This window comes from Parasedimentitalea denitrificans, from assembly GCF_011813015.1.
Lineage (GTDB): Bacteria > Pseudomonadota > Alphaproteobacteria > Rhodobacterales > Rhodobacteraceae > Parasedimentitalea > Parasedimentitalea denitrificans.
Genome location: NZ_QHLQ01000004.1, coordinates 19,267 through 45,144 on the forward strand (window position 1 = coordinate 19,267; position 25,878 = coordinate 45,144).

Genomic DNA, 25,878 nt, shown 5'->3' on the forward strand with positions numbered 1-25,878 from the left:
AGACTAGTTACTCAGCAATCTTGTACAGATCTTTTGAGTACCAATTCTGCTGGACGTTATTCACCGGCCAATTGCCGACGTCGCTATCCATCATGTACACGCCTGCGTAGTGGTAAATTGGGATGATCGGAACTTCGTTCGCGATGATCTGCTCTACTTCGGTGTACAAAGGTGTTGTGTCACCTGAGGTCTTGGCCGAAGCCAGCAGCTCGTCAACACGGGCGCTTTCAAACTTGCCGTCGTTGTAGCCCGACTCGGAGTCCATCAAGTCAAGGAAGGTCGAGGCTTCGTTATAGTCACCACACCAAGCGCCACGGGCCAGTTCAAAGTCCTGGTTGCCACGGGTTTCCAGGAAGACTTTCCATTCCTGATTGGACAGTTCAACTTCGACGCCCAGCTTTTGTTTCCACATCTGGCTCATCGCTACGGCGATCTTTTTGTGACCTTCTGATGTGTTGTACATCATGTTGAACTTGAGCGGGTTGTCTTTGCCAAAGCCAGCTTCGGCCAGCAGCTCAACAGCCATTGCGTCACGTTCGGCTTGGCTCATGCTTGCCATTTTAGCTTCTGGTGGCTCAAAGCCAGCAGTCGCAACTGGGGCAAACGAGAAGGCTTCGGTCTGACCACCAGCCATCACGTTTTCGGTGATGATTTTACGGTCAACCGTGAGAGCCAACGCCTTACGTACACGGACGTCTTTAAACTCTTCCGGGCCGCTGTCGGACAGGTTGAAGGTATAATAGTAGCTGCACAGACGTGGGAAGCTGATTGCCTCTTCTGGGTGCTCTTTCGACATGCGTGGGAATTGACCTGCGGGCATTTCTGTCCGGTCCAGCTCACCAGCCATGTAGCGCGTCAGAGCGACATTTTCGTCGTTGATCACCAGCGCGACAACTTTGTCGATGATGGTCGCGTCATTGTCCCAGTACATTGTGTTGCGTTCGCGTGTCGAACGTTCCTGCGGCAGGTGCTCGGTCAGGACATAGGCACCGTTGGATACGATGTTCTCTGGCTTGATCCACGCGTCGCCGTGCATTTCCACGACTTTTTGTGGCGCCGGGAAGGTGGTCGAGTGTGTGGTCATCTGCGGGAAGTATGGCAGAGGCGCCGACAGAGTTACCTCAAAGGTGAGGTCGTCTAATGCTTTTACTCCCAACGCGTCCAACGGTTTGTCACCGGCGATAACAGCACTGGCGTTCTCGATCGACATCAGCTCGATGTACCACTGATAGGCCGAGGCCAGCTCGGGGCTAGCAGCGCGCTGCCAAGCGAAAACGAAGTCGCTGGCGGTAACCGGGTCACCATTGGACCACTTGGCGTTGTCGCGTAGAGTGAACGTATAAACTGTGTTGTCTTCGTTGGCGGTGTATCCGGTTGCTACGCCGGGAACCAAGTTCCCGTCTGCGTCCTGATTCATCAGGCCTTCGAACAGGTCGCGAACGATTTCCGAACCGGACACATCTTCGACAACCTGCGGGTCAACCGAGGTATGCTCGTCCAGCACGCGATAGATAAAGGTCTGGTCATCTGCCAGCGGCTCACCGGTTGTCGGGTGCGTTCCACCCGCAAAAGCTGTGCCTGTAATAAATGTGCTGGAAAGCAGCCCAGCTACGAATAGTCGTGTCTTCTTTTGCATTTTATTTCTCCCTTTTATTTTATGTGTGCCCCACGTCGCCCTCCCAGAGACATGGCCGCATAACGCACAATTATACCTGACCTTAGCCTTGTTTTGCATCCAATATCCACAGCAATCATAAGGTGCAGGTAATGGACGCATGCGCGTTGGATATGCGTTTGGTTAAATTTAATTATAGTAATAGATCATCTAATTTAAGTATCGGACAAAATCTAGGGGTTACGTGCGTCACGTACGCGCTTGGCCACATTTTCTAACGCTCTTGTCAGGGCTTGCGTGCCGCCAGACTCCGAAAAGTCCTCAAACATCTGCTGGTTCAGGCCGCCGGGAGTAGAGTGATGGTCACGTAACCTTGCGAAATCAATCTCTGGTGCGCGGTCCGCCTTCCGGGACAGCTCAAGAAAGATCTTGGTCAGGTAGCTCTGCGCATTCTGCGGCGATGTCCCCTGCCCGCACAGCCAGTCAGAAGCCGTTTCCATGACACCGAAATACAGCCCCATCAGCGCACTTGCGGCGGCATAGGCATCAAACTCATCAAGCGATTGCGCAACAACTACTGAACCCAGAGCATCATAGAATGACTCGAGCTGATCGTCCGCTGGATAGATCGCAGTTACACCACGCCGGGTAGCCACCGCAGGCAAGGGAATCGAGCGGGTGATTTTGACGTCCGCCCCAATCCAGTCCAGCAAGGATTCAAACGTGACGGTTGCGATCAGGCTGGCGACGTCCTGTCCGGCCCGGAAGTTCAGAGGCCGGATAACCTGTTCTGCGATCTGCGGACGTACAGCAAGAAAAACCAGATCAGCCTCGTCTACAATCTGCTGATTACTACCGGTCACACGAACACGTTTGTCCGCCGCCGCAAGCCGCGCTGATTTCGCGTGACTGCGTTCTGACAAGATGATCTCGGTGACTGGGAAATCTGACGATATCAGACCTGTTACGATCGCCTCGGTGATGACACCAGTCCCGATAAACCCGATTCTCATAGCTATACTCTTCCTCCTGTCAGATGGAATTGCGCCGCCTGCGACACCAAGCGATTCCAATTATCTGCATACTAGAGAGTGGGCCACAGTCGGAAACCCAAAACACAGGACAGTGCAGCACGCCACAGGGGCGTAACTAGCACTAAAGTCTGCATAAAGGAAAAAGTGGTGAGCCGTGATGGGTTCGAACCATCGACCTACTGATTAAAAGTCAGTTGCTCTACCAACTGAGCTAACGGCCCACTTTTTCGAAGCGATCAGATCGCTTGCGTTTCGCTGTTTAAGTCAATTGATCCAAGAAGATCAAGGCCTTAATTCGCTGCCAGTTCAGTTTGAATGTCTCATTTAAACCGTCCTGATAGGCGCACTCTCTAGGGCCAGTGCGGCAGGCGGTCAAGAGCTTTTTTCAACTTTCTTGAGGCAAGGGTGGATTCATTCCTAGGGCAGAGCTATATGCCCGACATGAGCATCAATTCCATCACCGAACTGCCGTTTATGAAGATGCATGGGCTGGGCAACGACTTTGTCGTTGTCGACGCGCGTGCGAATCCAGTGGAGATCACCCCTGCTATGGCTCGGGGCATTGGCCACCGCCAGTTTGGTGTCGGCTTTGACCAGCTTGCAGTGATCGAACAGGGTGCCGGCGACGCGCATCTGACCTTCTATAACTCGGATGGATCAACATCGGCGGCCTGCGGCAATGCCACACGCTGTATTGCCCGATGGCTGATGGATGACACTGGCAAAACCGAACTGCACTTGACGACCGATCGCGGTGATCTGTTCGCGCGTGATGCGGGCAATGGGCTGACCTCGGTCAACATGGGACATCCACAGTTGCTAGCGCGGGAGATCCCGCTGGCCGAAGACATGGACACACTAGAGCTGCCAATCGAAGGCGCACCTACGGCAACCGGTATGGGCAATCCGCACTGCACCTTCTTTGTCGAGAATGCCGAGCAGGTCCGACTAGAGGAATTTGGCGGCCGTCTAGAACACCACCCCTTGTATCCAGAGCGTACCAATGTGCAGGTGGCACACCTGGTTGCCCCAGATCACCTGCGTATGCGCGTCTGGGAACGCGGTGTGGGCATTACACTGGCCTCTGGCTCGTCCTCTTGTGCCACGGCCGTGGCTGCGGCCCGCCGTGGGCTGACAAGCCGCAAAGTACAGATCGACCTGGATGGCGGCACGCTGTGGATTGACTGGCGTGACGATGGTGTCTGGATGACCGGCGCTACTATGCATGTGCTAAACGGCGTATTGACGCGTGAATTTCTAGAAAGCCTGACATGAGTGTACCCAAGTTTGCGACGCTCGGCTGTCGACTGAACGCCTATGAGACCGAAGCCATGAAGGAACTGTCGCAGCAGGCAGGTCTGGAAAACGCTGTGGTGGTCAATACCTGCGCTGTCACTGCCGAGGCTGTACGCAAGGCCCGACAAGAGATTCGCAAGCTGCGACGGGAAAACCCGGATGCACGGTTGATCGTGACCGGATGTGCGGCCCAGACCGAACCTGAAACCTTTACCAACATGGATGAGGTCGACGCGGTGATCGGCAACACCGAGAAGATGCAGCCTGAAACCTGGAAAGGCATGGCGGCGAACTTCATTGGTGAAAGCGAAGCGGTACAGGTTGACGACATCATGTCGGTTACGGAAACCGCTGGTCATCTGATCGACGGCTTCGGCACCCGCAGCCGCGCCTATGTGCAGGTGCAAAACGGCTGCGACCACCGCTGCACCTTCTGCATCATCCCCTATGGCCGCGGCAATTCACGCTCGGTCCCCGCTGGCGTAGTCGTGGATCAGATCAAACGGCTGGTAGATCGTGGCTATAACGAAGTGGTGTTGACCGGGGTTGACCTGACCTCGTGGGGGGCGGACCTGCCCGCTACGCCGAAACTGGGTGATCTGGTGATGCGGATCTTGCGCCTGGTGCCCGACCTGCACCGGTTGCGAATTTCGTCCATCGATTCAATAGAGGTGGACGAGAACCTGATGCAGGCCATCGCCACCGAGCCGCGATTGATGCCGCACTTGCATCTGTCATTGCAGCATGGTGATGATCTGATCCTGAAACGGATGAAGCGGCGCCACCTACGTGATGATGCTATTCGATTCGCCGAAGACGCCAAGAAGCTGCGCCCGGATATGACATTTGGCGCCGATATCATTGCGGGTTTCCCAACCGAAACCGAGGCACATTTCGAAAACTCGCTGAAACTGGTGACCGACTGCGATCTGACCTGGCTGCATGTGTTCCCTTACTCCAAGCGAGAGGGCACTCCGGCTGCCAAGATCCCGAACCAGATCAATGGCAATGTAATCAAGGACCGTGCTGCCCGTTTACGCGCCGCAGGTGAGGCTCAGGTAGAGAAACATCTTACTGCGCAGGTGGGGCGTAGGCATCACGTATTGATGGAAAATCCTCATATGGGTCGCACCGAGCAATTTACCGAAGTGAGCTTTGCCGTTCCACAAGCTGAAGGCCAAATCGTCTCACCCCTGATCACCGGTATTTCGGGCACCCAACTGACCGCCTGAACACGCCCACAGCTTCTTTTTGCTAATAATACTCCGGGGGAAGCGCGCAGCGCTGGGGGCTGGCCTCCTTTTCACCATCTTCAAAGCAAAAACCCCCGCGCCAAGGCACGGGGGTTTTCAATTTTCAATCCAACCAGCGTTTAGCTGTCTTTGCGACCTTTGATAGGCGCCCAGATGCGTTTATTGGTCAGGTACAGCATCACCGACAAGATGGTCAGCATCAGCACACCGACAAATCCAACCGATTGGCGAGCCATCATTTTGGGTTCAGCTGTCCACATCAGGAACGCTGCAACGTCCTGCGACATGGCGCGCACGTCATTGGCGTGACCATCCGAGAACTCAACCTGCTCGTCTGACAAAGGTGGCGCCATGGAAATCCAACCACCAGGGAACGCTGTGTTTGCGTACAGTGTCGTGCCGGCTTCGGTCTTTTCTTCACCAGTATAGCCATCCAGCAGCGAGGCAATATATTCAGCCCCACCCATGCCTTTGAACAGCTGGTTCATGCCCGAGCCATAAGGGCCATGGAAACCTGCACGTGCCTTAGCCATCAGGCTCAGGTCTGGTGCACCAGCATTCGTATTTGCTGGAAAGTTGTCCACTGGAGTTGCCGGACGATCTTCGTCTGCTTCAGCGTCATAGACCGAGAAGTTATCAGCTGCATATGCACGCACCTGATCGGCTGGCATGTGTGGTCCGCCTTCATCCGACAACGTGCGGATAGGGACGAACTTCAAACCGTGACAGGCTGCACAAACTTCTGTGTAGATCTGCAAGCCGCGTTGCAGCTGATTCTGATCATAGGAGCCAAACGGACCCTCATACGAGAACGCAAAGTCCTCGATGTGCTGGTCGCCGCCCCCTGCTGCCACTGCGGCAACAGGAGTCAGAGCAAGAGCGGCACCGATTACAAGTTTCTTCAACATAGTTTCCGGTTCCTTTTCTTATTCGGCGGCTTTGGCGTCGGACGCCTTGCCATAATGCGCATCAAAATCTTCTTCGATGGTCGCAGGAATGGCAGTTGGTTTTTCAATGACACCCAGCAGCGGCAGGATCACCAGGAAGTAACCAAACCAGTATGCAGATGCGATCAGCGAGAAGCTTGCATAGGGCTCTTCAGCAGGCATCGCACCCAGCCACATCAGGGCAAAGAAATCGACAACCAGCAGGTAGAACCACCATTTGAACATTGGGCGGTAAGAACCGGAACGCACGCGGGATGTATCCAACCATGGAGCCAGTGCCATCACAGCGATCGCGCCGAACATCGCCATCACACCAAAGAACTTGGCATCGATGATGCCACCGGTGACGAGCGAGGCAAACTGAACAACCCAGACTTCAGCAGTAAAGGCACGCAGGATCGCGTAGAACGGCAAGAAGTACCACTCAGGAACGATGTGTGCAGGTGTCACCAGCGGGTTGGCCTCGATGTAGTTATCGGGGTGACCCAGGTAGTTCGGCATAAAGCCAACAATTGCCCAGAACACAGCCAGAACCACAACCAGAGCAAAGAAGTCTTTGATCACAAAGTATGGCCAGAACGGCAGTGTATCTTTCTTGGCTTCTTCTTTCGACCCTTTACGGACATCAACACCAGTTGGGTTGTTGTTGCCAGTGGTGTGGAAAGCCCAGATGTGCACGATAACAAGTGCCGCAATGATGAACGGCAGCAGATAGTGCAACGAGAAGAAGCGGTTCAGTGTGGCGTTGCCAACAGCAGGTCCGCCCAGCAGCCATGTTTGCAGCGCCTCACCAATAAAGGGAATCGCGCCAAACAGGCCGGTGATCACGGTTGCACCCCAGAACGACATCTGACCCCAAGGCAGAACATAGCCCATGAAACCAGCGCCCATCATCATCAGGAAGATCAGCATGCCGACAATCCAGGTGATTTCACGTGGCGCCTTGTAGGAACCGTAGAACAGACCACGGAAGATGTGGATATAAACGGCAACAAAGAACAGCGAGGCGCCGTTCATGTGTACATAGCGGATCATGTGGCCGCCGTTCACGTTACGCATGATGTGTTCAACACTGGCAAAAGCCAGGTCCACATGCGGCGTATAGTGCATTGCCAGAATGATACCGGTGACAATTTGCAGCACCAGGCAGAACGCCAGTACAATGCCCCAGATCCACCACCAGTTGAGGTTCTTTGGGGTGGGAATCATGATTGTGTCATACAGCAACCCAACAATTGGCAGGCGGCTATGAAGCCACTTCTCGGCACCAGTTTTGGGTTCGTAATGATCGTGCGGAATTCCGGACATAAATGGTTTCCTTATCCCAGTTTGATCGTTGTTTCATCGAGGAAGACAGCCATAGGAACTGGGAGGTTCTCAGGCGCCGGACCTTTGCGGATACGACCAGCAGTGTCGTAGTGCGATCCGTGGCATGGGCAGAACCAGCCTTCGAAATCGCCAGCGCCGTCACCCAATGGCACGCAGCCAAGGTGGGTACAGACACCCATCATCACCAGCCATTCGCCGGCTTCATCCATAGTCCGGTTTTCATCAGATGCATCTACTTCGCCTTTGTTGGCGTTGCGGGCGATGGCATCCGGCAGTTCATCCAGTGATACGGCGCGCGCTTTGTCGATCTCTTCCTGGCTACGACGGCGAATGAACACCGGCTTACCTAGGAACATGACCCGCAGCTGCGTGCCGACTTCGACTCCGCTGATGTCGACGATGATCGACGACAGCGCCTGAACATCAGCCGAAGGGTTCATTTGATTGACCAGCGGCCAGACGGCGGCTCCGGCGGTGACTGCCCCAGCGCCTGCTGTGGCGTAGTACAGGAAGTCTCTCCGGGTGCCTTCGTTGTCTTCTGCGTGGGACACGAGGTTTTCTCCAATTCCAGCGCCCGTTTCGGGCAAACATGCGCATGCACCCCGAAAATTCGAGGTGGCTCAGGCGGCTATGTACCGATGAGAAAGGCTTTCGTCCAGCGGTCATACACGTGCAGAACGTCGCATAGACGGTTTTCTGACGGGCGGCGGTTGCAAAGCAACACAGATATTGGGGCCGCCCGCCATATTTCAAGGCTAGGAATTAAGCCGCGGGAGGTTTTGTCGCCTGCATGCTCGGGCGTGATTCGAATTCTGCAAACCAGTCCGCCAATGCCTCGTTGCTGTGGCGCCAATTGCTGTCTGGATGACGGAAATCGACATAGGACAGCGCACATCCAACTGCGATGTGGCCAATGTCAAAAGGCCCCTTGAGGTGGCTTATCCATCGCGCGTTCAGCGCGGCACAGGCATCTTGCACCTTACCCATCTGAGCGGTCACCCAGCCATCCCACTGCTTATCCTCGGGACGGATTCGGACCTCATAGGTTGCCGACACAGCGGCATCCATGATGCCATCTGCGGTTGCCTCCATGATTTTGCTGTCCCAGCCACCAGCGTACAGCCCGCCATCGCCACGATCATTGAGGTACTCGCAGATCACTCGGCTATCATACAGCGTCGGGCCATCATCACGGACAAGCGCCGGGATTTTGCCTAACGGATTCGCCGCCTTGGCATCGTCGGCCGTTGACAGAGGGGTTGTTGCCACTTGTTGGATTTCGACCTCGTCCAGCTGACCGGTTTCATGCAACAGCATCATAACCTTACGTACAAATGGGGACGTCGGAGCGTAAATAAGCTTCATAGAATTCTCCTTTCAGCTCGCACTCTAGTTGTGGTTCCAGCAATGAAAAGGCCGAAAGCACACTGAGCCAATCACGTCGCCTTGATCCGCCCCAGCATGAGGTCTGACAGAGCTTTCTGCTCGCCCCCCAAACTCGTCTCGATTTGCTCAGCCACCCCGTAACGGGCCGCATCCTGTTTGTTTTGGCTTAACTTCCAGGTGCCGTCGACGTCAGTTACATGCATCCGCGCAGGCACGATCATACGCATCATTTTGTCCAATACTTCGGGGGTCATTTTGCCGGTCGACCAAGGCGGCTTTGGCAGTAAGTGCGATTCGTAAAAGGCCGATTGCCGATCCAACAGGTCGCGCATCTCTTCGGGTGGGCGCAGCTCCAACTCGCCAGTCAGATGCACGGCGACATAGTTCCAAGTCGGCACCTGATCATCCACCGCATACCAGTCGGGTGAGACATAGCCATCCGGCCCACTAACCGCGATGCGCGCTGGCATGGGTGACTTCAACGATCGGGCAATCGGATTTGAACGAACCATATGCAGCTCCGCCCATTGCCCATCTTCTGACAACAGAAACGGCACATGGCTGATTAGCGGAGCGCCATCAGCCGAAACAGCCAAGACACCGAATGCACGAGAACGAGCGAAATCAAGATTTTGTTTGGTTTCAGCGTCGTGAAATACTTGGTTTGGATGCATTGGGTTCTCCTTTGCGCCCACTGTCGAAAACTAGCTCCGATTTGGCAAGCCTTTGCGCAGGAACCGGGTCGCGCGTCATCTGCTGCAACAGATATGCCCATTCTGTCTCTACAGGATGATGTTCATGACCCAAACTCTTGTCTCGCTTGCTGCTTTTCTGTTCCCACTGGCCTACAGCCCCGGCCCCGGCAACATGTTCTTTGCCGCCAATGGTGCGCGGTTTGGGCTCTTGGCGACGTTACGGGCCAATTTTGGCTATCACCTGGCAACGTGGTTGGTAACAGCCGCGATTGGTCTGGGTTTTGTCACCACATTGGACCGGTTCCCGCAGATTTTCGTTTTGCTCAAATGGGCTGGGGCGGTGTACGTGTTCTGGTTGGCTTGGAAGTTGATCAGGTCGGGTGTGCTGCAAGGGAATGAGTCCGCTCGGCCTGCTTCATTTGTCGATGGGGCCGTGTTGTTGTTGCTGAACCCCAAGGGCTATGTCATCATCGCATTAATGTTTTCGCAGTTTCTGACACCTTCCAACACTGATGCTGTGACCTTTATTCTGCTGATCACAACAGCCTTTACGCTGAACAACTTTATCGCCTTTGTTGTCTGGACCATGATCGGTGATCAGATCGCCAGCCATTTCAGATCACCCGACAGTGCGCGACGTTTGAATACCTTGTTTGGCGGCATGTTGGCGCTGGTTGCGATGTGGATGCTGATTTCTTGATGCCCTCTTGCAAACCGGTCCTTCACTTGCCAAGTTGCGCTTGTTCTCAGGGCGGGGCGAAATTCCCCACCGGCGGTAAGCAGGTTCATCCTGTAAGCCCGCGAGCGGCCCCGTTGTTTGGGGTGTCAGCAGATCTGGTGTGATTCCAGAGCCGACGGTCATAGTCCGGATGGAAGAGAACGTGCGAAAGGGAGCATCATTGGTGCGCCCTGTCGTTCGTTATCGCCTTGGGTGACGTGTCTGTACCAAAGGAGATAACCATGACACACACCCGATATGCCTTTATCAAGGCACAATGGCACGCCGAGATTGTTGATCGCGCTCTCGAAGGTTTCTTGCAGCTGATCCCGGCCGAGCAGGTTGATGTCTATGACGTGCCCGGTGCGTTTGAGATGCCGCTTCTAGCTAAGGATCTGGCTGCAACCGGCCAGTATGCAGCCGTGGCCTGTGCCGCCTTTGTGGTTGATGGCGGCATCTACCGGCATGATTTTGTGGCCCAAGCCGTGGTTGACGGGCTGATGCGCGCCGGAATGGATACTGGGGTGCCGGTTTTGTCGGTGTCGCTGACACCGCACCAGTATCAGGAAACCGACCACCACAATACGATTTACCGCGAGCACTTTGTTGAAAAGGGTCGCGAGGCGGCGCAGGCCGCGTTGATGATCGGCAAGACACGCGACGCGGTTGTGAAAGCCGCTTAACTTCGCTCGTCGCGAAAGCGGCGAGCACGCGTCCGCCCCAAGGCGGGCGCGTTCCGCACCCTCCCGGGCGAACGCCCTACCGCGAGCAACTTCTGCCGATTTAGCTTCAACCCTTGCTTGCTACCCTAGATAAGCCTTGAGCGCCGGTGGCGGATTATCAAGCAGGGTTGCTGTGTCCATCGGCGGATCGGCCTCACCCTCGGCCACCAGCACCACCTGATCCGCAATTCGTCGGGCATCGCTAGGGTCATGGCTGACCATCAACAGGGTTGCACCACTTTCGGCAACCAGTTCGGCCACCAAATCCAGCATCTCGGCTTTAAGCGCTGGCCCAAGCGCGGCAAAGGGTTCATCCAGCAACAACAGATCGCGCCCTTGCACCAACACCCGCGCCAAGGCAACCCGGCTTTGCTGCCCGCCAGACAAGGCAGCGGGTTTGCGATCTCCCATGCCGTCCAGCCCGACGCGGGCCAGTGCGGCCTGCACATTCGCCTGCTGCGCATTGTCCAAGCGCAAGTTCGGATGGATACCCAAGCCGACATTTTGCGCCACGGTCAGGTGCGGGAACAGGTTGCCATCCTGAAACAACATCGCAATGGGACGTTTGCCCGGCTCGATTGGTGTCAGGTCATAGTCACGCCAGCGAATCGCCCCCTCAGAGAGGGCTCGGAACCCGGCCAGCGCCTCGATCAGCGTCGACTTCCCTGCCCCCGATGGCCCGATCACGGCAATGCGGCTGCCCGGCGCGATCTCTAGATCCGCGTGCAAAGCGAACCCCCCGTTTTCAATCAGGCAATTTTCAAGCCTCAGCATGCCAGCGGCCTCCTCGGTCCAAAATCCAAAACGCCGACATCGACAACGCCAGCAACAGCAACGCCGCCCCGGCTGCGGCCTCCATCCGGTAAGCCCCCATCAGACGGTAGACCTGTAGTGGCAGGGTGGCAAACTCGGGGTCGGCAAACAGGGCCACCACGCCCAGATCGCCCATCGACAGCGCCGCAGCCAGACCAGCAGAAAAACCAATTTGTGCTCGCATACGGGGCAGCAGCACCCGCAGCACAAAGGGTAGCCCGCGCATATCCAGTGACATCGACAGGCGGCCATAACGGCCAACCACGGACTTGGCTCGCGGCACGAGTATTCGCAGCGCAAAGGGCAGCGCCATCACCGCATTGACCAGCGCCGTCACCGGCAGCGCCAGCGCAAAGGGGTCGGCGATGGGGTAGATAACGATGAACAACCCGGTGCCGATCACAAGTGGAGAGGCGGCGAGGCCCAATATACCGGCAACCTCGATCACTGTGCCACGTCCCAGTGCAACCGCCGTTGCCATCGGCAGCGCCAAGACCAGCATCAGCACGGTGCTGAGCGTAGCGACCAATATAGAATTCAGGGCCGCAGTCCAAACCGAGGCTTTGAGGCCAACCAGACCGGGCACGCCAGACAGCGCAATGGCGGCCAATGGCAACAGCAGGAAGGCAGCGGCCAGAAGGATCCAGAAACCATCCATGACCCGCGAGGTGGTCGAATTGCCATCCCAACGTTGCAAAGGGCGGTCCAACCCAGCGCCGAACCCCTCGCCAACTGCCACTTTGACCGCCACCAATGCGGCGGCTCCGGTCAGCACCAGTTGCAACCCCGACAACATTGCAGCGCGGCCAAGGTCAAAATCAAAACGAAACGCCTGATAGATCGCCAGCTCGATAGTGGTGGCCCGCGGTCCGCCGCCCAAGGTCAGCGCCACAGCAAAGCTGGACAGGCAAATGGCAAAGATCACCGCCAAGGCGCCGGGTACCACACGGCGCAACATCGGGTATTCCAGCAGGTTTCGCATTGCGCGTGCATCTGCGCCCAGCTGCGCGGCTAAGCGAAAACGCTCTGCCGGGATTTCCTGCCACCCCTGCAAGATCAATCGTGTTGCCAGCGGCAGGTTGAAAAACACATGCGCCAGGACCACGCCGTGCAGCCCATAGATCTGCACCGGTTCCAGCCCAAACAGGGCTAAAACATCACTCAGCCACCCCGCCCTACCAAAGACCTGCAGCAGTCCCAGAATCGCAACAATGACGGGGAGGATAAAAGGCGCGCCCAGCAGTGCGATCAGCAGACGCCTCCCAGCAAACCGCCGTCGCGCCAAGGCGCGCGCCGCCGGTATGGCCAACGCCACACTCAACCCCGCCGACAGGCAGGCCTGTATCAGGGTAAACCGCAGCGCCGCCCAATCGGCACTGCCCAGCCCACGGCCGGGTTCAGCCCGCAAGACAACCGCGGCAAGCGTGCCAAAGATCAGAGCCGCCACAACAAGGGCAGCGCCGATCCCAGCGCGAGCGCTTACTGGCTGAGCGCGGTCAGCCATTCTTCCAATGCGGCATCACGCACCGCTGCAGCCTCATCTTCGGCCAACAACAGAGACTTGCTCGGCTCAACCAGAGTTTCAAAGCCTTTTGGCAGGCCTTCGGCTGGGGTCACGGCTGGGTACATCCAGTTGGTGGTTGGAATGATCGACTGGAACGCATCCGACACCATGAAGGCCAGGAACTGATCGGCCAGCTCGGGCTGGTCGCTGGCCGCCAGTTTCCCGGCAACCTCAACCTGCATGTAGTGACCTTCGTCAAACACGGCTGCGGCCTTGGAGGCATCCTCTTCGGCGATCAGGTGATAGGCAGGGGAGGTTGTGTAAGACAGCACCATGTCAGCCTCACCTTCCAGGAACATGCCATAGGCCTCGGACCAGCCCTTGGTCACGGTGACAACATTGTCGGCCAGATCGGCCCAGATTGCCGGGGCTTCGCCGCCATAGGCCGCCTTGACCCACATCAGCAGGCCCAGACCGGGGGTTGAGGAGCGTGGATCCTGGATCACGATCTTTTTGTCGCTAGCAGCCAGCTCTTTGAAGTTGGCAGGGGCCGCAGCATCAGCGTTGTGTACAAACGAGAAATAGCCCCAGTCATAAGGGGCAAAGGTCGCGTCAGTCCAAGTCACAGGCAACGCATAGTCGGCAGTGACCGAGTGATCGGCAAACAGACCAGTGGCCTTGGCGGCGGCGGTCAGGTTGGTGTCCAGCCCCAGCACAACATCCGCGTCCGAGCGTTCACCTTCCAGCTTGATGCGCGCCAGCAGCGCAGCGCCGTCACCAGCGCCGACCAGTTTCAGGTCGCAGCCACAAACTTCTTCAAAAGCTTTTTCCACCGCCGGGCCGGGGCCCCAGTCGGAAACAAAGCTGTCATAGGTGTAAACGGTCAGTTCAGGTGCGTCGGCATAGGCCGCCGTTGTGCTCAACAGTCCCGCTGCAATCACAAGATACTTCATGGCATCCTCCATTGCGGCGATGGGCAAGGGGGATGTGCTCCCAGACCTTCCCTCCGCCGGTGTTAGCCGGTTCAGGTTCAACGGGTCCGCCATTGATGGCATCTCAGCGCAGTGTCCCACGCACCCCGAGGTGTGGCCGATACCTATGCGCCACCCCGCCCAAACACAAGCAGATCCCAAATCAGGCCCTACCACTTCGACAAACTGGAATGATCCGCCCTTCATCTGGCCATAATTTTTCCTGGGGGGGGGCATCGCAGATGGCGGGGGCCGCACCCCAACCCGGCCCCGATTGTGCAAAACCCCTTGAGAGCCAGCCGCCACACCGCTAAGCACGTCCCGCAAAGGAGCCTGCCCCATGTCGATGAATAGCTTTGGTCATCTTTTCCGAGTCACCACCTGGGGCGAGAGCCATGGGCCAGCGCTGGGCGCCACTGTAGATGGCTGCCCGCCTAACGTCCCGTTGGACGAGGCGATGTTGCAGCAATGGCTGGACAAGCGTCGCCCCGGTCAGAACAAAAACATGACCCAGCGCAATGAGCCGGACGCGGTGAAAATCCTATCGGGTGTGTTCGAAGGCAAAACCACTGGCACGCCAATTCAGTTGATGATCGAAAATACTGATCAGCGTTCCAAGGACTATGGCGACATCGCCACTACCTTTCGGCCTGGTCATGCTGACATCACCTACTACCAAAAATACGGCAATCGCGACTATCGCGGCGGCGGCCGGTCGTCGGCTCGTGAAACCGCAGCACGTGTGGCGGCTGGTGGCATCGCCCGTGAAGCCATCAAAATGTTGGTCCCGGGTGTCGAGATCAAAGGCTACATGGTCGCCATGGGCGAGCTGGACATTGACCGGTCCAAGTTTGACTGGGACGCCATCGACCAGAACGATTTCTGGATCCCCGATGCGGATGCGGTGCAGCAGTGGGAAGACTATCTGCAAGGCCTGCGCAAAGAACATGACTCAGTTGGCGCGGTGGTCGAAGTTGTTGCACGCGGTGTGCCCGCCGGAATCGGCGCGCCGATTTATGCCAAGTTAGACACTGAACTGGCCTCCGCGATGATGTCCATCAACGCCGTCAAAGGCGTCGAGATTGGCGAAGGCATGAATGCGGCCCGGCTGAAGGGTTCAGAAAACGCCGACGAGATTTTCCGCGGCAACGATGGCGCCCCTGTGTATTCATCGAACCATGCAGGCGGCATTCTGGGCGGCATTTCCACCGGGCAGGACGTGGTGGTACGCTTTGCGGTGAAACCAACTTCGTCAATCCTGACCCCGCGTGCTTCGATCCGCAAAGATGGCTCTCCGGCCGAGGTGATCACAAAGGGTCGGCACGACCCCTGTGTTGGCATCCGCGCGGTGCCTGTGGGTGAGGCGATGATGGCCTGTGTGATCCTGGACCAATTATTGCTGCATCGCGGGCAGATTGGTGAAAACCAAGGCACGATTGGCTGAAACTAGGCTCTAATAAGACATTTTAAGCCACATTCTACAAAATCCATCCATGGCCCGGCACCGCCGGGCCGCGCCTGACCTTCCCCACGGGAAGGCGCTTTGCACCTCCCCAAGGTCAGGCACGCCCCTTTTAATCTAAACTCTTACCCGTGATCCCCGGCGCATTGGCTGTGGTCACCTAGCGCCGTCAGCACCTTGCAGCAGCCACCATTGCCGCCGTCACACAGATGACTGATCCGCTCCAGCTCAGTCGCCAACTGTTCCAGCTTAGCAATCCGGTCGCGCACGTTTTCTAACTGGCTGCGCGCTATCTGATCCGCCTCGGCGCAATCATCGCCCAATTGCCCATCCAAACCCATCAGGGCGCGGATGTCGTCCAGAGCAAATCCCAAATCACGCGCATGTTTGATAAAGCCCAGCGCGTCCATCCCTGCCTGATCATAGCGCCGCTGGTTGCCTGAATTGCGTCCTGGCTCGGCTAACAAGCCAATTTCCTCGTAATATCGAATGGTCGGAACCTTTACCCCGGTGGCCTTGGACATAGCGCCGATGGTGTACATCAAAATACCTCTTGAAGCTCTAGTAGCTAGAGCAACTACATTGACTTCGAATCAGAACGAAGGACAAGAGACAATGGCAGGATGCTGCAACCACAACGCCCAGTTTGACGGGGTGTCGGCAGACTATAAACGACGGCTTTGGCTAGTGATCGCCATCAATGCCGGCATGTTTGGAGTGGAAATGAGTGCAGGGCAGATGTCCGGTAGTCAGGCGCTTAAAGCCGATGCGTTGGATTTTCTGGGTGACGCGCTGACCTATGGTATTTCACTTGCGGTGATCGGAGCAAGTCTGCGCACCCGCTCGCTCGCTGCGATGGGCAAGGGCATCAGCCTGCTGCTGATGGGGCTGTGGGTGTTTGGCTCCACTGTCTATTCGGTGTTCTATATTGGTGTTCCACAGGCGCAGATTATGGGTTCGATCGGATTTATGGCATTGGCCGCTAACCTCGCATCAGTGGCGATCTTGGCCCGCTACAAGGACGGCGACGCTAATGTGCGGTCTGTCTGGCTGTGTTCACGCAATGACGCGATCGGCAATATCGCCGTGATGATCGCAGCACTTGGGGTTTGGGGCACTGCCAGCGGTTGGCCGGATCTGATTGTCGCCGGAATCATGGCTGGGTTGTTCCTAAGCTCTGCCTTTCAAATTATGGTGCAAGCTATCAAAGAACGTAGATCAGAGGTCGTTCACGCACACTAAACAGGCTCTAATAAGGGCATATTTTGCATCGGAAGGGATCAATGACAGGAGTTCACCTTGGCAAGGCGAGGTGAAATCAGGCCATTGATCTTTGCCGTTTTGAGGCGCAGGGTCGCGCCATGGTAAAATCGTTAACATCGCATCGACCGCTGCTGGCCGTTGGCCTAAAGGTCGCGGCCATCGGGTTGTTCACCACCATGGCCGCAATCATCAAGGCTACCGCCGAACACGTCCCGGCTGGCGAAGCGGTGTTCTTTCGGTCCTTGTTTGCAATTCCGGTTATCGTGATCTGGCTAATGATGCGTGGAGAACTGCACCATGGTCTGATCGCAAGGAATCCCATGGGGCATGTCTGGCGCGGCGTGCTGGGAACGTCTGCAATGGGCCTGACCTTTACCGGGCTGGGCATGCTGCCCCTGCCCGAGGTCACCGCCATTGGCTTTGCGACACCTATTTTCACCTTGATCCTTGCCGCTATTTTTCTAGGCGAATCCATCCGGTTGATCCGCATTAGCGCCGTCGTCGTAGGCTTGGCTGGGGTTCTAATTATGATCTGGCCTCGTCTTGGTGGTGGAGCGGATACCAGCGACACCGCGACACTGGGAGCCGGTTTAATCCTAATTGCCACGGTCGCACGCGCCATGGTGCAGATTCACATCCGCCAACTTGTGCAGACGGAACATACAGCCGCCATCGTTTTCTATTTTTCAATCACGGCCACAGGGTTATCGCTTCTCACCTTTCCATTTGGCTGGACAGTGCCAAGCTGGGACATTCTGTTGATGCTAATTGGCAGTGGGTTCATCGGTGGCGTCGCGCAAATCCTGGTAACATCGTCTTACCGATTTGCCCCTGCATCCATGCTGGCACCCTATGACTATGCCTCGATGCTGTTTGCTATTGTCATCGGCTATTTCTGGTTCGCCGAGCTGCCAACCCTGGTGATGTTGGCTGGTGCCACTTTGGTCATTGCTGGCAATGCGGTGGTGATCTGGCGTGAGAGCCGGTTAGGAGTGGTGCGTGGTAAAGCCCGCCCAATGATGGATCCAAAGGGCGGGTAGTAGACCCTAACAAGGGGTTTCATTACACTTATACTGCGCGCGTAAGACCACCGTCGATGCGAATATTCTGTCCCGTGGTATAGGCGGCTTCGTCTGATGCCAGATAACCAATCAGTGCCGAAACCTCTTGTGCGGTGCCGTATCGCCCCATTGGGATCCGCGCCTTGCGATCCTCTGTCTCGGGCAGGCTGTCGATGAAACCGGGCAGCACGTTGTTCATACGAACCCCTTGAGCTGCAAATTTGTCGGCAAACAGCTTAGTGAAGCTGGCCAACCCTGCACGGAACACACCCGAGGTTGGGAACAGCGGGTCGGGTTCGAACACCGCAAAAGTCGATATGTTGATAATGGAACCCGAGCCCTGCTCTGCCATGATCGGAGCGACCAAACGACTGGGGCGAATAACGTTGAGCAGATAATAGTCCATGCCCAGGTGCCAATCGTCATCGCTGATCTCCATGATGTCGCCCTTGGGCCCGTGGCCAGCTGAGTTGATCAAGACATCAATCCGCCCCCAGCGCTCCATCGCCTTGTCCACCAAGGTCTGTAGATCTGCGGGTTCCAGGTTTGATCCGGTGACGCCAACGCCGCCTAGTTCTTTGGCTAGCGCCTCTCCCTTGCCTGAGGCAGAGAGAATAGCCACTTGGTAGCCTTTTGCCGCAAGGTGCCGTGCTGCATCGGCGCCTATTCCGCTGCCGCCAGCGGTAATGAGTGCTACTTTGGTCATGTCATGCTCCTTATCTGTTGCAGATAGGATGGAGCCGAACCGCACACTTGACCAATCATCTCTCATCGCGCAAGCCTGTAGGAAACCTACTGGCTGATATATAATGCGTCTTCCTAACCTCAATTCCCTGCGTATGTTCGATGCGGCCGCCCGGCATTTGAACTTTCGACTGGCGGCGGATGAGTTGCATCTGAGCCAAGGCGCGGTGGCCCAGCAGGTGCGGCGGCTAGAGGCAGATCTGGGGCATAAGCTGTTTCAACGGCATGCGCGCGGGCTATCGCTGACTGATACCGGGCGCAGCTACCATCATCCGGTGCGGCAAGCCTTGGCCTTGATCGAAGACGCCACCAACACGCTTGCTCCGGCTGAGCAGAAGATCTCATTGTCCGTACCGCCCTCTTTTGCCTCAAAATGGCTAGTGCCGCGCCTGCCAGAATTTGAGCTCGCCCATCCGAGGATTGAATTGCGGATTCTGGCCGAGGAGGCCCTAAGTGATTTCAGGCGTGATGGTATTGATCTGGCGATCCGCCTTGGTCCTTGTCCAATTGATACCGACCTTCAGTCCGAGCAACTATCAACGTTAGAACTTGTAGCGGTTACGCATCTGAATGTGGCTCTAACACTGAGAAATTCGCCAAGCTTGGCAGATCTTTCGCAGTGCACACTTATTCAGGATGGGCACCATTACTGGGACCAAATACTACGAAAGGCAGGACTGGCGGCGCAAAAACGTATCTTGCAGTTCAACCAAACAGCCTTGGCTATGGGCGCTGCTATGAATGGCCAGGGCATTGCTCTGGTGCCGCGAATTTTTCTGGGGAACCAAGCTTTGCACCAGGTTTGGCAAGCGCCTGAAATGGACGAGATCGGGTTCCATATCGTGTGGCCTCGCAAACGACCGCTCAGCAATGCTCAGCGAACCGTTGTTGAATGGTTGCTGTCACACAGTGAAACGCCGCCATGAGCCCAAACAGAAACGGGCACCAAATTGGCGCCCGTCTGAATAAGTCTTTTGTTCGAGCTTAAGCCCGTACCAGAGCCTCATATGCCTCGGCGATCTCACGGGTCAGCGTGCCGACCTCAAACGTGTAGTCCCCAATCTGCCCTACTGGAGTAACCTCGGCGGCGGTGCCGGTCAGCCAGCACTGTTCAAAGCCTTCCATCTCTTCGGGCATGATGTGGCGTTCGTGGACGGTGATGCCGCGATCCTTGAGCATACCAACCACGGTTTGACGCGTGATGCCGTTCAGGAAGCAATCCGGCAGCGGTGTATGCACTTCGCCATCTTTGACAAAGAAGATGTTGGCTCCAGTCGCCTCAGCCACATAGCCGCGGTAGTCCATGAACAATGCGTCCGAACAGCCCTTGGCCTCGGCCTTGTGCTTGGAGATGGTGCAGATCATGTACAGACCTGCTGCCTTAGCATGAACCGGGATAGTCGCTGGGCTGGGTCGTTGATATTCAGCGATATCCAGTTTTGCGCCCTGCATCTTGGCGTCGCCATAATAGGCACCCCACCCCCACACAGCGACAGCCATGCGAACAGGGTTCTTGGCCGAAGCCACGCCCATGTCTTCGCCCGAACCACGCCAAACCAAGGCACGCACATAGGCGTCCTGCAGTCCGCTGGCTTTTAGCGCTTCTTCCTTGGCGGCTTCGATGTCGTCAACCGTATAGGACATCGGCATGTCCAGTGCCTCGGCTGACTTGATCAGACGTTCTGAATGCTCACGGCTTTTAAAAATCTTGCCGTTATAGGCGCGTTCGCCCTCAAAAACCGACGAGGCATAATGCATGGCATGAGTCAGCACATGTACCTGTGCGTCGCGCCATGGAACCATTTCGCCATCCATCCAAATCACGCCGTCGCGATCATCATATCCCGCCATGCCCTAGCCTCCTAAGCACCGAATCTTTTCACTTGTTGCGCCAATAACGTCCGTATCGGACACATTATTACGCCAAAACTTGAATTCGATACCTCTTCACCCTTGGAATGTCAATAACGCTGACTTAAACTGACATAGCTGAGTTAAGGAGACATATTATGTCAGACGGGCGTTCAGGTCAGAGTTTTAGCGGCGAGAGTTTGCTCTTTCTGACCGATGAGCAGCTACGGCAAGGGATTGAGGCAATGTTTTTTGCCTATCGCGGGTTTACCGCTGATCCGGACCGCATTCTGTCGGAAATGGCATATGGCCGCGCCCATCACCGTGCCATCCACTTTATCAATCGCGCGCCGGGCACCACGGTCAACAACTTGCTGACGATTCTGGGTGTCACCAAACAATCGCTGAATCGCGTCCTACGGACTTTGATCGGCGACGGGCTGGTCGAAAGCCGTGTTGGTACGGTCGACAAACGCGAAAGGCATCTGTTCCTGACCGAACAGGGTCGCGCGCTTGAAACCACCCTATCGGACGCCCAGCGCGCGCGGATGCGGGCTGCCTATAAGGATGCAGGGCCAGAGGCTGTGCATGGCTTTAAGAAGGTACTAGAAGCAATGATGGATGCAGACATGCGCCGCGCCTATGCCAAGCTAAGGGAAACAGGGCAATGAGCCAGTTTGATGCCCACCTATTGATTGTCGACGACGATGAGCGCATTCGGGACTTATTGAAAAAGTTTCTGATGCGGGCCGGATTTCTTGTTACTGCGGCCCGCGACGCGGCCCATGCGCGGCGGGTACTGGGTGGTTTGGATTTCGATCTGATCGTGATGGATGTGATGATGCCCGGCGAAGACGGGGTGTCACTGACAAGGTTTCTGCGAGAAACCCGTACAACACCGATCATGCTGCTGACGGCGCAGGGTGAAACTGAGCATCGCATTGCCGGGCTGGAGGCAGGTGCTGACGATTACCTATCCAAGCCATTCGAACCCAAAGAGCTATTGCTTAGGATAAACGCCATATTGCGGCGGATGCCTGAAACCTCGGCCAAAGAGGCTGCGCCCAAAGTTCTACATCTGGGACCGATCCGATATGATCTGGACCGGGGCGAAATGTGGCAAGGGGATGAATTGATCCGCCTGACCGGTACCGAAAGCCAGTTGATGAAGATCTTTTCTGCCTGTCCCGGGGAACCCGTTAGCCGATCCAAGCTGGTCGAAGACCTAGGCCGCGACAGGGGGCAAGCACAGGAGCGTGCAGTAGACGTGCAAATCACCCGGTTGCGCCGCAAGATCGAGCCGAACCCAAAGCAACCGCAATATCTGCAAACAGTACGGGGTGCGGGATATATGCTAGCCCCCGACTAATTACGTCTTACGCCAACAAAATTGCTAGCCTGTCAGGAACACAGGCTGGCCGCTTCGCCACCCTCGCCTGCAAGCAATCCTTTTACATTAGCTTCGATGACACCGTAGCTAATATTGCCGAATAGTTTCTGTCTTCCACCGTCCAGAACATAGGTCGGGCTACCGGCAATTCCCATTGCCTGAGCTGTTTCATAATCCGCCGATAGCTGAGCAATTGCCTCTCCGGTTTCGATCCGCTTCAGCACCTCGTCAAATCCAATACCGATCTCAGCGGCCACTTGCCGCTGAACATCCCAATGGCACACGTCCTCGCCCCGTTCAAAAAATGCAACGCGCAGTGACCGCGCGGCGTGGGTGGGCAAACTATCGGGAAACCCGGCAGGCACCCCCTGCTGCTGTTCAATCAGCTCTACCGCCTTGATAAACAAATGCGGGCTGGCCGACGATCTTGGTCGGGTTTTGAACCAAGTATCAGGATGTAATTTCAGCCCCTCAAAACCAGCCACAATCGATTTTACATGATCGCCATATCCGTCAAATCCACCGCGCGTGTCCCATTGTTTGTCAATTTTACCCCAAACATCCGGGAAGACTGAGCAATACCGCTGAGTAACCGATATCTGCCCGCCCAAATCGTATTGCAGCCGGTCTAGGCTGGCCTGCCCGACGTAAGCCCAAACACATAGTACATCCGAAAAATGTGAGATCTGAATTGACTGCATGAAATTACCTTTGCGCCTTATGAAACGAGGCTAATCGTATCGAAATGAAATAGCCTCCGAAAGATTTATGTCCGGTTCAGCTTCAAGAGAAAAACTAGCAATTCGCTGGCAATACGCCTGAACACGCTACTCTCTAACATTGCATAGCTGCTTAGGAGTCATTTCTCATGCCAACTTTTTTTTCCAATTCCACCATTTCAGTGGTGGTGGTGATTTCGCTATCCGGTCCTGTTTATGCCGCCGAAATCTGCCAGGGGTTTGGCCCTCAGGCGCCTCGGGATATCACCAAGGTTGAGGGAACCAACCCGCAGAGTTTCCCATTCGCACCACCGGCAACTGAAATGAACCTGTGCAACATCCATATCCATACCAATGCCGAGCATAAGGGGCCTGGATTTTCTCGGTTTGTCGGTGATGGTGAATATGGTGGCTACAAATGCAATGAAAGTGACTACTTGAACGAAGCGGAACTAACTGATCCGACACACGGAAAAGGTGCTTTTAAGGGAGTAAAACCAGGCGACACTATCGAAGTACATTGGGTACATACGTCGTGTCAGGTTGCTCCGGGAAAAAGCTTGGACGCGTGCCTAAGCGACGGATGTGCCAACCCGACATTGCGGGTCGAGACCCAGGTGTTTCTGGTTGTGAATGACATAGGCGCAATGGATTTCAACGATCTGGCTTATGGTGGAAACATAGTGAACGGCCTGCACCAACCCAAATACATTCCTTCTACTACCGGAAAACCCGTGGAATTCCTTGGATCTACCACTGGTCCCTCGTACAACCAATTCACTTGCTCTCCGCTACAGGTCACCTGGAGCGTTCGACCCAATTGCGCCAAGGTCAATTATAACTCGCTGAACGCGTGGGCGGAAAATGGCAACGTATTCGAAGAAGACCACAGTGACGGGGTACGGCAACTGGTCAAAGCAGTGGAGTTACTGTCTCCAATCCGTTGAACTATTTCACTTGCTTAATGCAGCATGCGAAACCTGACTTGTGGCCCTACCCATTGGGGACATAAGCTGCTGGCAATAACCTATAGGTGATTTGCCCATGACCACTGCCTTGATTACCCACGCCGACTGCCTGGACCATGTTAACCCCGAAGGTCACCCAGAGCGCGTTGCTCGGCTAGAGCACATATTACATGCGTTGGAACCGCTGGATCTACTGCGGGTTGGCGCCCCTATGGCGGCCGAGGATGACATCTTGCGCATCCATCCGGCTGCGTATCTGGCGGACCTGCGCAAGGCCCGACCAAATGAGGGGTTCGGTCAAATTGATGGCGATACGTTCCTGTCGCCTGGATCACTGGATGCTGCATTCAGAGCCGCCGGAGCCGTAATACGTGGTGTCGATATGGTACTGGGTGGCGAGGCCCAGAATGCCTTTGCTGCGATCCGCCCGCCGGGTCACCATGCGGAAACTGACACTGCCATGGGATTTTGTCTGTTTGGCAATGCAGCGCTGGCCGCAAAACACGCGCTGGATCACCACGGGCTAAGCCGTGTTGCGGTTGTTGATTTTGATGTTCACCACGGTAATGGCACCCAAGATTTGCTGTGGGACGAAAAACGTGCGCTGTTGATCACGTCACAACAAATGCCACTGTGGCCCGGATCTGGCCGCGTGGATGAGGATGGGGCCTATGAAAACATCCTGAACATCCCACTGCCACCTGAAAGTGGTGGTGCGGAAATGCGGGCGGCCTATCAGGGGCAGGTGTTTCCGCGACTGCGTGACTTCAAGCCCGAGCTGATAATAATTTCGGCGGGATTTGATGCCCATCAAGATGATCCATTGGCCAATCTCAACTGGTCGACACAGGATTTTGCCTGGATCACTCAACAACTGTGTATCCTTGCCGATGAAATGTGTGATGGGCGTATCGTCTCGACTTTGGAGGGCGGTTATGATCTGAACGCGCTCAGCGCTGCCTGCAAGGCACATGTGGAAGAATTGATAGAGGCATCCAAATGACCGAGACCCCCGTTGAAAACATGAGCTTTGAGCAAGCCATGCAAGAGCTGGAAACCGTTGTGGGCAAGCTGGAACGTGGTGATGTGGCACTGGATGCGTCGATCTCGCTGTACGAACGGGGCGCCTTGCTGAAAAAGCGTTGCGAGGACGAGCTGAAGCGGGCCGAGGAAAAGGTCGCCGCTATCACTCTCGACGCAAATGGTGCCGCAACCGGCACCCAGCCGCTGGACGCGGGTTAAGACATTGGCCACCGCAACTATCGTCAAAACCCGGCCTTTTGCCGAGGCACTGACCTATACTCAGGAACTGATTTCCAACCGCGTGAGCCAAGTTCTGACGGGCGACGACGTATTGTCGGATGCAATGCGTTACGCCCTGTCTGGTGGCAAAATGCTGCGCGGATTTCTGGTGCTAGAGAGCGCCCAGTTACATGACGTCGATGAAAACGTAGCATTGGATGCTGCATTGGCGATCGAGTGCATCCACGCCTATTCACTGGTACACGACGACCTGCCCTGTATGGACGATGACGACCTGCGCCGTGGAATGCCAACAGTGCACCGTCAGTGGGACGAAGGCATGGCCGTTTTGGCAGGCGATGCGTTGCAAACATTCGCATTTGAGCTACTGTCTGACGCTAAATTTGGCCCAAATGCGCTGGAATTAATCCGACTTCTGGCGCAGTCGGCCGGCAAAGAGGGCATGGTTTCGGGGCAGATGCTGGATATCACAGCTGAAACCAGCCTTGAACCGCTAAACCTGCAACAAATTACGCGATTGCAGAACCGCAAGACCGGCTGCCTGTTTTCATGGTCTGCTATGGCTGGTGCAGTGATTGCTGGGGCCGATACCACGCCATTGCGGCAATACGCCGATGCTCTTGGCCTTGCTTTTCAAATCTCTGATGACATTCTTGATGTTGAAGGTGATGCTGAAACCGTTGGCAAACGCGTGCGCAAAGATGCAGAGGCCGGAAAGGCCACGTTTGTTTCGCTGTTGGGGCTTGATGTCGCCAAGGCCCGCGCCGCTGAACTGTGCGATCAAGCCTGCGCCGCGCTGGATGTTTACGGTGATCAGGGTGAAACCTTGCGCGAGGCTGCCCGCTTCGTTATCTCGCGAGACAGCTAATTGCCG

28 protein-coding genes, 1 tRNA gene and 2 riboswitches are annotated in these 25,878 nt (G+C 56.0%); of the genes, 14 read left to right on the forward strand and 15 right to left on the reverse strand.

The annotated features are described in order from the left end of the window. Nucleotides 1–7: 7 nt before the first annotated feature. The 3 genes from DL239_RS05895 to DL239_RS05905 all read right to left on the reverse strand — a co-directional run bounded on the left by DL239_RS05895 (nt 8) and on the right by DL239_RS05905 (nt 2,870). Nucleotides 8–1,636, reverse strand: coding sequence for a peptide ABC transporter substrate-binding protein (locus DL239_RS05895; RefSeq protein WP_167683078.1), 1,629 nt, complete (start codon nt 1,634–1,636; stop codon nt 8–10). A gap of 212 nt (nt 1,637–1,848) precedes the next feature. Continuing rightward, nucleotides 1,849–2,628, reverse strand: coding sequence for a pyrroline-5-carboxylate reductase (locus tag DL239_RS05900; protein ID WP_167683079.1), 780 nt, complete (start codon nt 2,626–2,628; stop codon nt 1,849–1,851). A gap of 166 nt (nt 2,629–2,794) precedes the next feature. Then, nucleotides 2,795–2,870, reverse strand: a tRNA-Lys gene (locus DL239_RS05905). A 211-nt stretch (nt 2,871–3,081) separates the two neighbouring features. Between DL239_RS05905 and dapF the strand changes: the two genes are divergently transcribed. Beyond that, on the forward strand, nt 3,082–3,924 hold the full coding sequence (gene dapF / locus DL239_RS05910; protein ID WP_167683080.1) for a diaminopimelate epimerase: 843 nt from the start codon (nt 3,082–3,084) through the stop codon (nt 3,922–3,924). Beyond that, entirely contained in the window at nt 3,921–5,177 is a 1,257-nt protein-coding gene (gene mtaB / locus DL239_RS05915) for a tRNA (N(6)-L-threonylcarbamoyladenosine(37)-C(2))-methylthiotransferase MtaB (RefSeq protein WP_167683081.1), read from the forward strand. Before dapF ends, mtaB begins: the two co-directional genes overlap by 4 nt. A 140-nt stretch (nt 5,178–5,317) precedes the next feature. On the opposite strand, the gene DL239_RS05920 is transcribed toward mtaB, so the two are convergent. The 5 genes from DL239_RS05920 to DL239_RS05940 form a co-directional block, all read right to left on the reverse strand. Then, a complete protein-coding gene (locus tag DL239_RS05920; RefSeq protein WP_167683082.1) occupies nt 5,318–6,106 on the reverse strand; it encodes a cytochrome c1 in 789 nt (262 codons plus the stop codon). 18 nt (nt 6,107–6,124) lie between these two features. Then, complete coding sequence (petB, locus tag DL239_RS05925; protein ID WP_167683083.1) at nt 6,125–7,453, reverse strand: cytochrome b; 1,329 nt, start codon at nt 7,451–7,453, stop codon at nt 6,125–6,127. Nucleotides 7,454–7,464: 11 nt separating this feature from the next. Further along, entirely contained in the window at nt 7,465–8,025 is a 561-nt protein-coding gene (gene petA, locus DL239_RS05930; RefSeq protein ID WP_167683084.1) for a ubiquinol-cytochrome c reductase iron-sulfur subunit, read from the reverse strand. A gap of 211 nt (nt 8,026–8,236) precedes the next feature. Next, on the reverse strand, nt 8,237–8,839 hold the full coding sequence (locus DL239_RS05935) for a glutathione S-transferase (RefSeq protein ID WP_167683085.1): 603 nt from the start codon (nt 8,837–8,839) through the stop codon (nt 8,237–8,239). 71 nt (nt 8,840–8,910) lie between these two features. Then, the gene (locus DL239_RS05940) at nt 8,911–9,534 is read right to left on the reverse strand and encodes an FMN-binding negative transcriptional regulator (protein ID WP_167683086.1); all 624 of its coding nucleotides are present in this window, start codon (nt 9,532–9,534) and stop codon (nt 8,911–8,913) included. Nucleotides 9,535–9,658: 124 nt separating this feature from the next. Between DL239_RS05940 and DL239_RS05945 the strand changes: the two genes are divergently transcribed. Both DL239_RS05945 and DL239_RS05950 read left to right on the forward strand, forming a co-directional pair. Beyond that, on the forward strand, nt 9,659–10,255 hold the full coding sequence (locus tag DL239_RS05945) for a LysE family translocator (RefSeq protein WP_167683087.1): 597 nt from the start codon (nt 9,659–9,661) through the stop codon (nt 10,253–10,255). Nucleotides 10,256–10,293: 38 nt separating this feature from the next. Next, nucleotides 10,294–10,440, forward strand: a riboswitch (FMN riboswitch). A gap of 75 nt (nt 10,441–10,515) precedes the next feature. Continuing rightward, nucleotides 10,516–10,956, forward strand: a complete 441-nt coding sequence (locus DL239_RS05950; RefSeq protein WP_167683088.1) for a 6,7-dimethyl-8-ribityllumazine synthase — start codon at nt 10,516–10,518, stop codon at nt 10,954–10,956. 120 nt (nt 10,957–11,076) lie between these two features. On the opposite strand, the gene DL239_RS05955 is transcribed toward DL239_RS05950, so the two are convergent. From DL239_RS05955 to thiB, 3 genes are read right to left on the reverse strand one after another with little or no spacing between them, the layout of a single operon-like run. Then, a complete protein-coding gene (locus DL239_RS05955) occupies nt 11,077–11,769 on the reverse strand; it encodes a thiamine ABC transporter ATP-binding protein (RefSeq protein WP_167683089.1) in 693 nt (230 codons plus the stop codon). Further along, nucleotides 11,756–13,312, reverse strand: coding sequence for an ABC transporter permease family protein (locus tag DL239_RS05960; protein ID WP_167683090.1), 1,557 nt, complete (start codon nt 13,310–13,312; stop codon nt 11,756–11,758). The genes DL239_RS05955 and DL239_RS05960 overlap by 14 nt, the downstream gene beginning before the upstream one ends. Beyond that, entirely contained in the window at nt 13,288–14,265 is a 978-nt protein-coding gene (gene thiB, locus DL239_RS05965) for a thiamine ABC transporter substrate binding subunit (protein WP_167683091.1), read from the reverse strand. Before thiB ends, DL239_RS05960 begins: the two co-directional genes overlap by 25 nt. Nucleotides 14,266–14,296: 31 nt before the next feature. Further along, nucleotides 14,297–14,403: riboswitch (TPP riboswitch) on the reverse strand. 220 nt (nt 14,404–14,623) lie between these two features. Here thiB and aroC point away from each other — a divergent pair. After that, complete coding sequence (gene aroC / locus DL239_RS05970) at nt 14,624–15,727, forward strand: chorismate synthase (RefSeq protein ID WP_167683092.1); 1,104 nt, start codon at nt 14,624–14,626, stop codon at nt 15,725–15,727. Nucleotides 15,728–15,870: 143 nt separating this feature from the next. Here the strand turns inward: aroC and DL239_RS05975 are convergent, their stop codons facing one another. Continuing rightward, complete coding sequence (locus tag DL239_RS05975) at nt 15,871–16,287, reverse strand: MerR family transcriptional regulator (protein WP_167683093.1); 417 nt, start codon at nt 16,285–16,287, stop codon at nt 15,871–15,873. A 73-nt stretch (nt 16,288–16,360) separates the two neighbouring features. On the opposite strand from DL239_RS05975, the gene DL239_RS05980 reads away from it, so the two are divergent. Together DL239_RS05980 and DL239_RS05985 are read left to right on the forward strand one after the other, a co-directional pair. Then, on the forward strand, nt 16,361–16,987 hold the full coding sequence (locus tag DL239_RS05980; protein ID WP_167683094.1) for a cation efflux transmembrane domain-containing protein: 627 nt from the start codon (nt 16,361–16,363) through the stop codon (nt 16,985–16,987). A gap of 119 nt (nt 16,988–17,106) precedes the next feature. Then, on the forward strand, nt 17,107–18,048 hold the full coding sequence (locus tag DL239_RS05985) for a DMT family transporter (protein ID WP_167683095.1): 942 nt from the start codon (nt 17,107–17,109) through the stop codon (nt 18,046–18,048). A 28-nt stretch (nt 18,049–18,076) separates the two neighbouring features. Here DL239_RS05985 and DL239_RS05990 read toward each other — a convergent pair whose 3' ends face one another. Then, complete coding sequence (locus DL239_RS05990; RefSeq protein WP_167683096.1) at nt 18,077–18,775, reverse strand: SDR family oxidoreductase; 699 nt, start codon at nt 18,773–18,775, stop codon at nt 18,077–18,079. Between the two features lie 103 nt (nt 18,776–18,878). Here DL239_RS05990 and DL239_RS05995 point away from each other — a divergent pair, with 103 nt between their 5' ends. Then, the gene (locus DL239_RS05995) at nt 18,879–19,739 is read left to right on the forward strand and encodes a LysR substrate-binding domain-containing protein (RefSeq protein ID WP_206188360.1); all 861 of its coding nucleotides are present in this window, start codon (nt 18,879–18,881) and stop codon (nt 19,737–19,739) included. Between the two features lie 58 nt (nt 19,740–19,797). Here DL239_RS05995 and DL239_RS06000 read toward each other — a convergent pair whose 3' ends face one another. Next, nucleotides 19,798–20,664 (reverse strand): branched-chain amino acid aminotransferase, encoded by an 867-nt coding sequence (locus tag DL239_RS06000; RefSeq protein ID WP_167683097.1) that lies wholly within the window; start codon nt 20,662–20,664, stop codon nt 19,798–19,800. Nucleotides 20,665–20,822: 158 nt separating this feature from the next. On the opposite strand from DL239_RS06000, the gene DL239_RS06005 reads away from it, so the two are divergent. Together DL239_RS06005 and DL239_RS06010 are read left to right on the forward strand one after the other, a co-directional pair. Then, nucleotides 20,823–21,335 (forward strand): MarR family winged helix-turn-helix transcriptional regulator, encoded by a 513-nt coding sequence (locus tag DL239_RS06005; protein WP_167683098.1) that lies wholly within the window; start codon nt 20,823–20,825, stop codon nt 21,333–21,335. Then, nucleotides 21,332–22,033 (forward strand): response regulator, encoded by a 702-nt coding sequence (locus tag DL239_RS06010; protein ID WP_167683099.1) that lies wholly within the window; start codon nt 21,332–21,334, stop codon nt 22,031–22,033. Before DL239_RS06005 ends, DL239_RS06010 begins: the two co-directional genes overlap by 4 nt. 32 nt (nt 22,034–22,065) lie before the next feature. On the opposite strand, the gene DL239_RS06015 is transcribed toward DL239_RS06010, so the two are convergent. Then, nucleotides 22,066–22,755, reverse strand: a complete 690-nt coding sequence (locus DL239_RS06015; protein WP_167683100.1) for a DsbA family oxidoreductase — start codon at nt 22,753–22,755, stop codon at nt 22,066–22,068. 167 nt (nt 22,756–22,922) lie between these two features. On the opposite strand from DL239_RS06015, the gene DL239_RS06020 reads away from it, so the two are divergent. The 4 genes from DL239_RS06020 (at nt 22,923) to DL239_RS06035 (ending at nt 25,872) form a co-directional block, all read left to right on the forward strand. Continuing rightward, nucleotides 22,923–23,720, forward strand: coding sequence for a delta-class carbonic anhydrase (locus DL239_RS06020; protein WP_167683101.1), 798 nt, complete (start codon nt 22,923–22,925; stop codon nt 23,718–23,720). 97 nt (nt 23,721–23,817) lie between these two features. Then, on the forward strand, nt 23,818–24,744 hold the full coding sequence (locus DL239_RS06025) for a histone deacetylase family protein (RefSeq protein ID WP_167683102.1): 927 nt from the start codon (nt 23,818–23,820) through the stop codon (nt 24,742–24,744). Beyond that, complete coding sequence (locus tag DL239_RS06030; RefSeq protein WP_167683103.1) at nt 24,741–24,983, forward strand: exodeoxyribonuclease VII small subunit; 243 nt, start codon at nt 24,741–24,743, stop codon at nt 24,981–24,983. The genes DL239_RS06025 and DL239_RS06030 overlap by 4 nt, the downstream gene beginning before the upstream one ends. Before the next feature lie 4 nt (nt 24,984–24,987). Beyond that, nucleotides 24,988–25,872 (forward strand): polyprenyl synthetase family protein, encoded by an 885-nt coding sequence (locus tag DL239_RS06035; RefSeq protein WP_439650847.1) that lies wholly within the window; start codon nt 24,988–24,990, stop codon nt 25,870–25,872. The last annotated feature ends 6 nt before the right edge of the window (nt 25,873–25,878 follow it).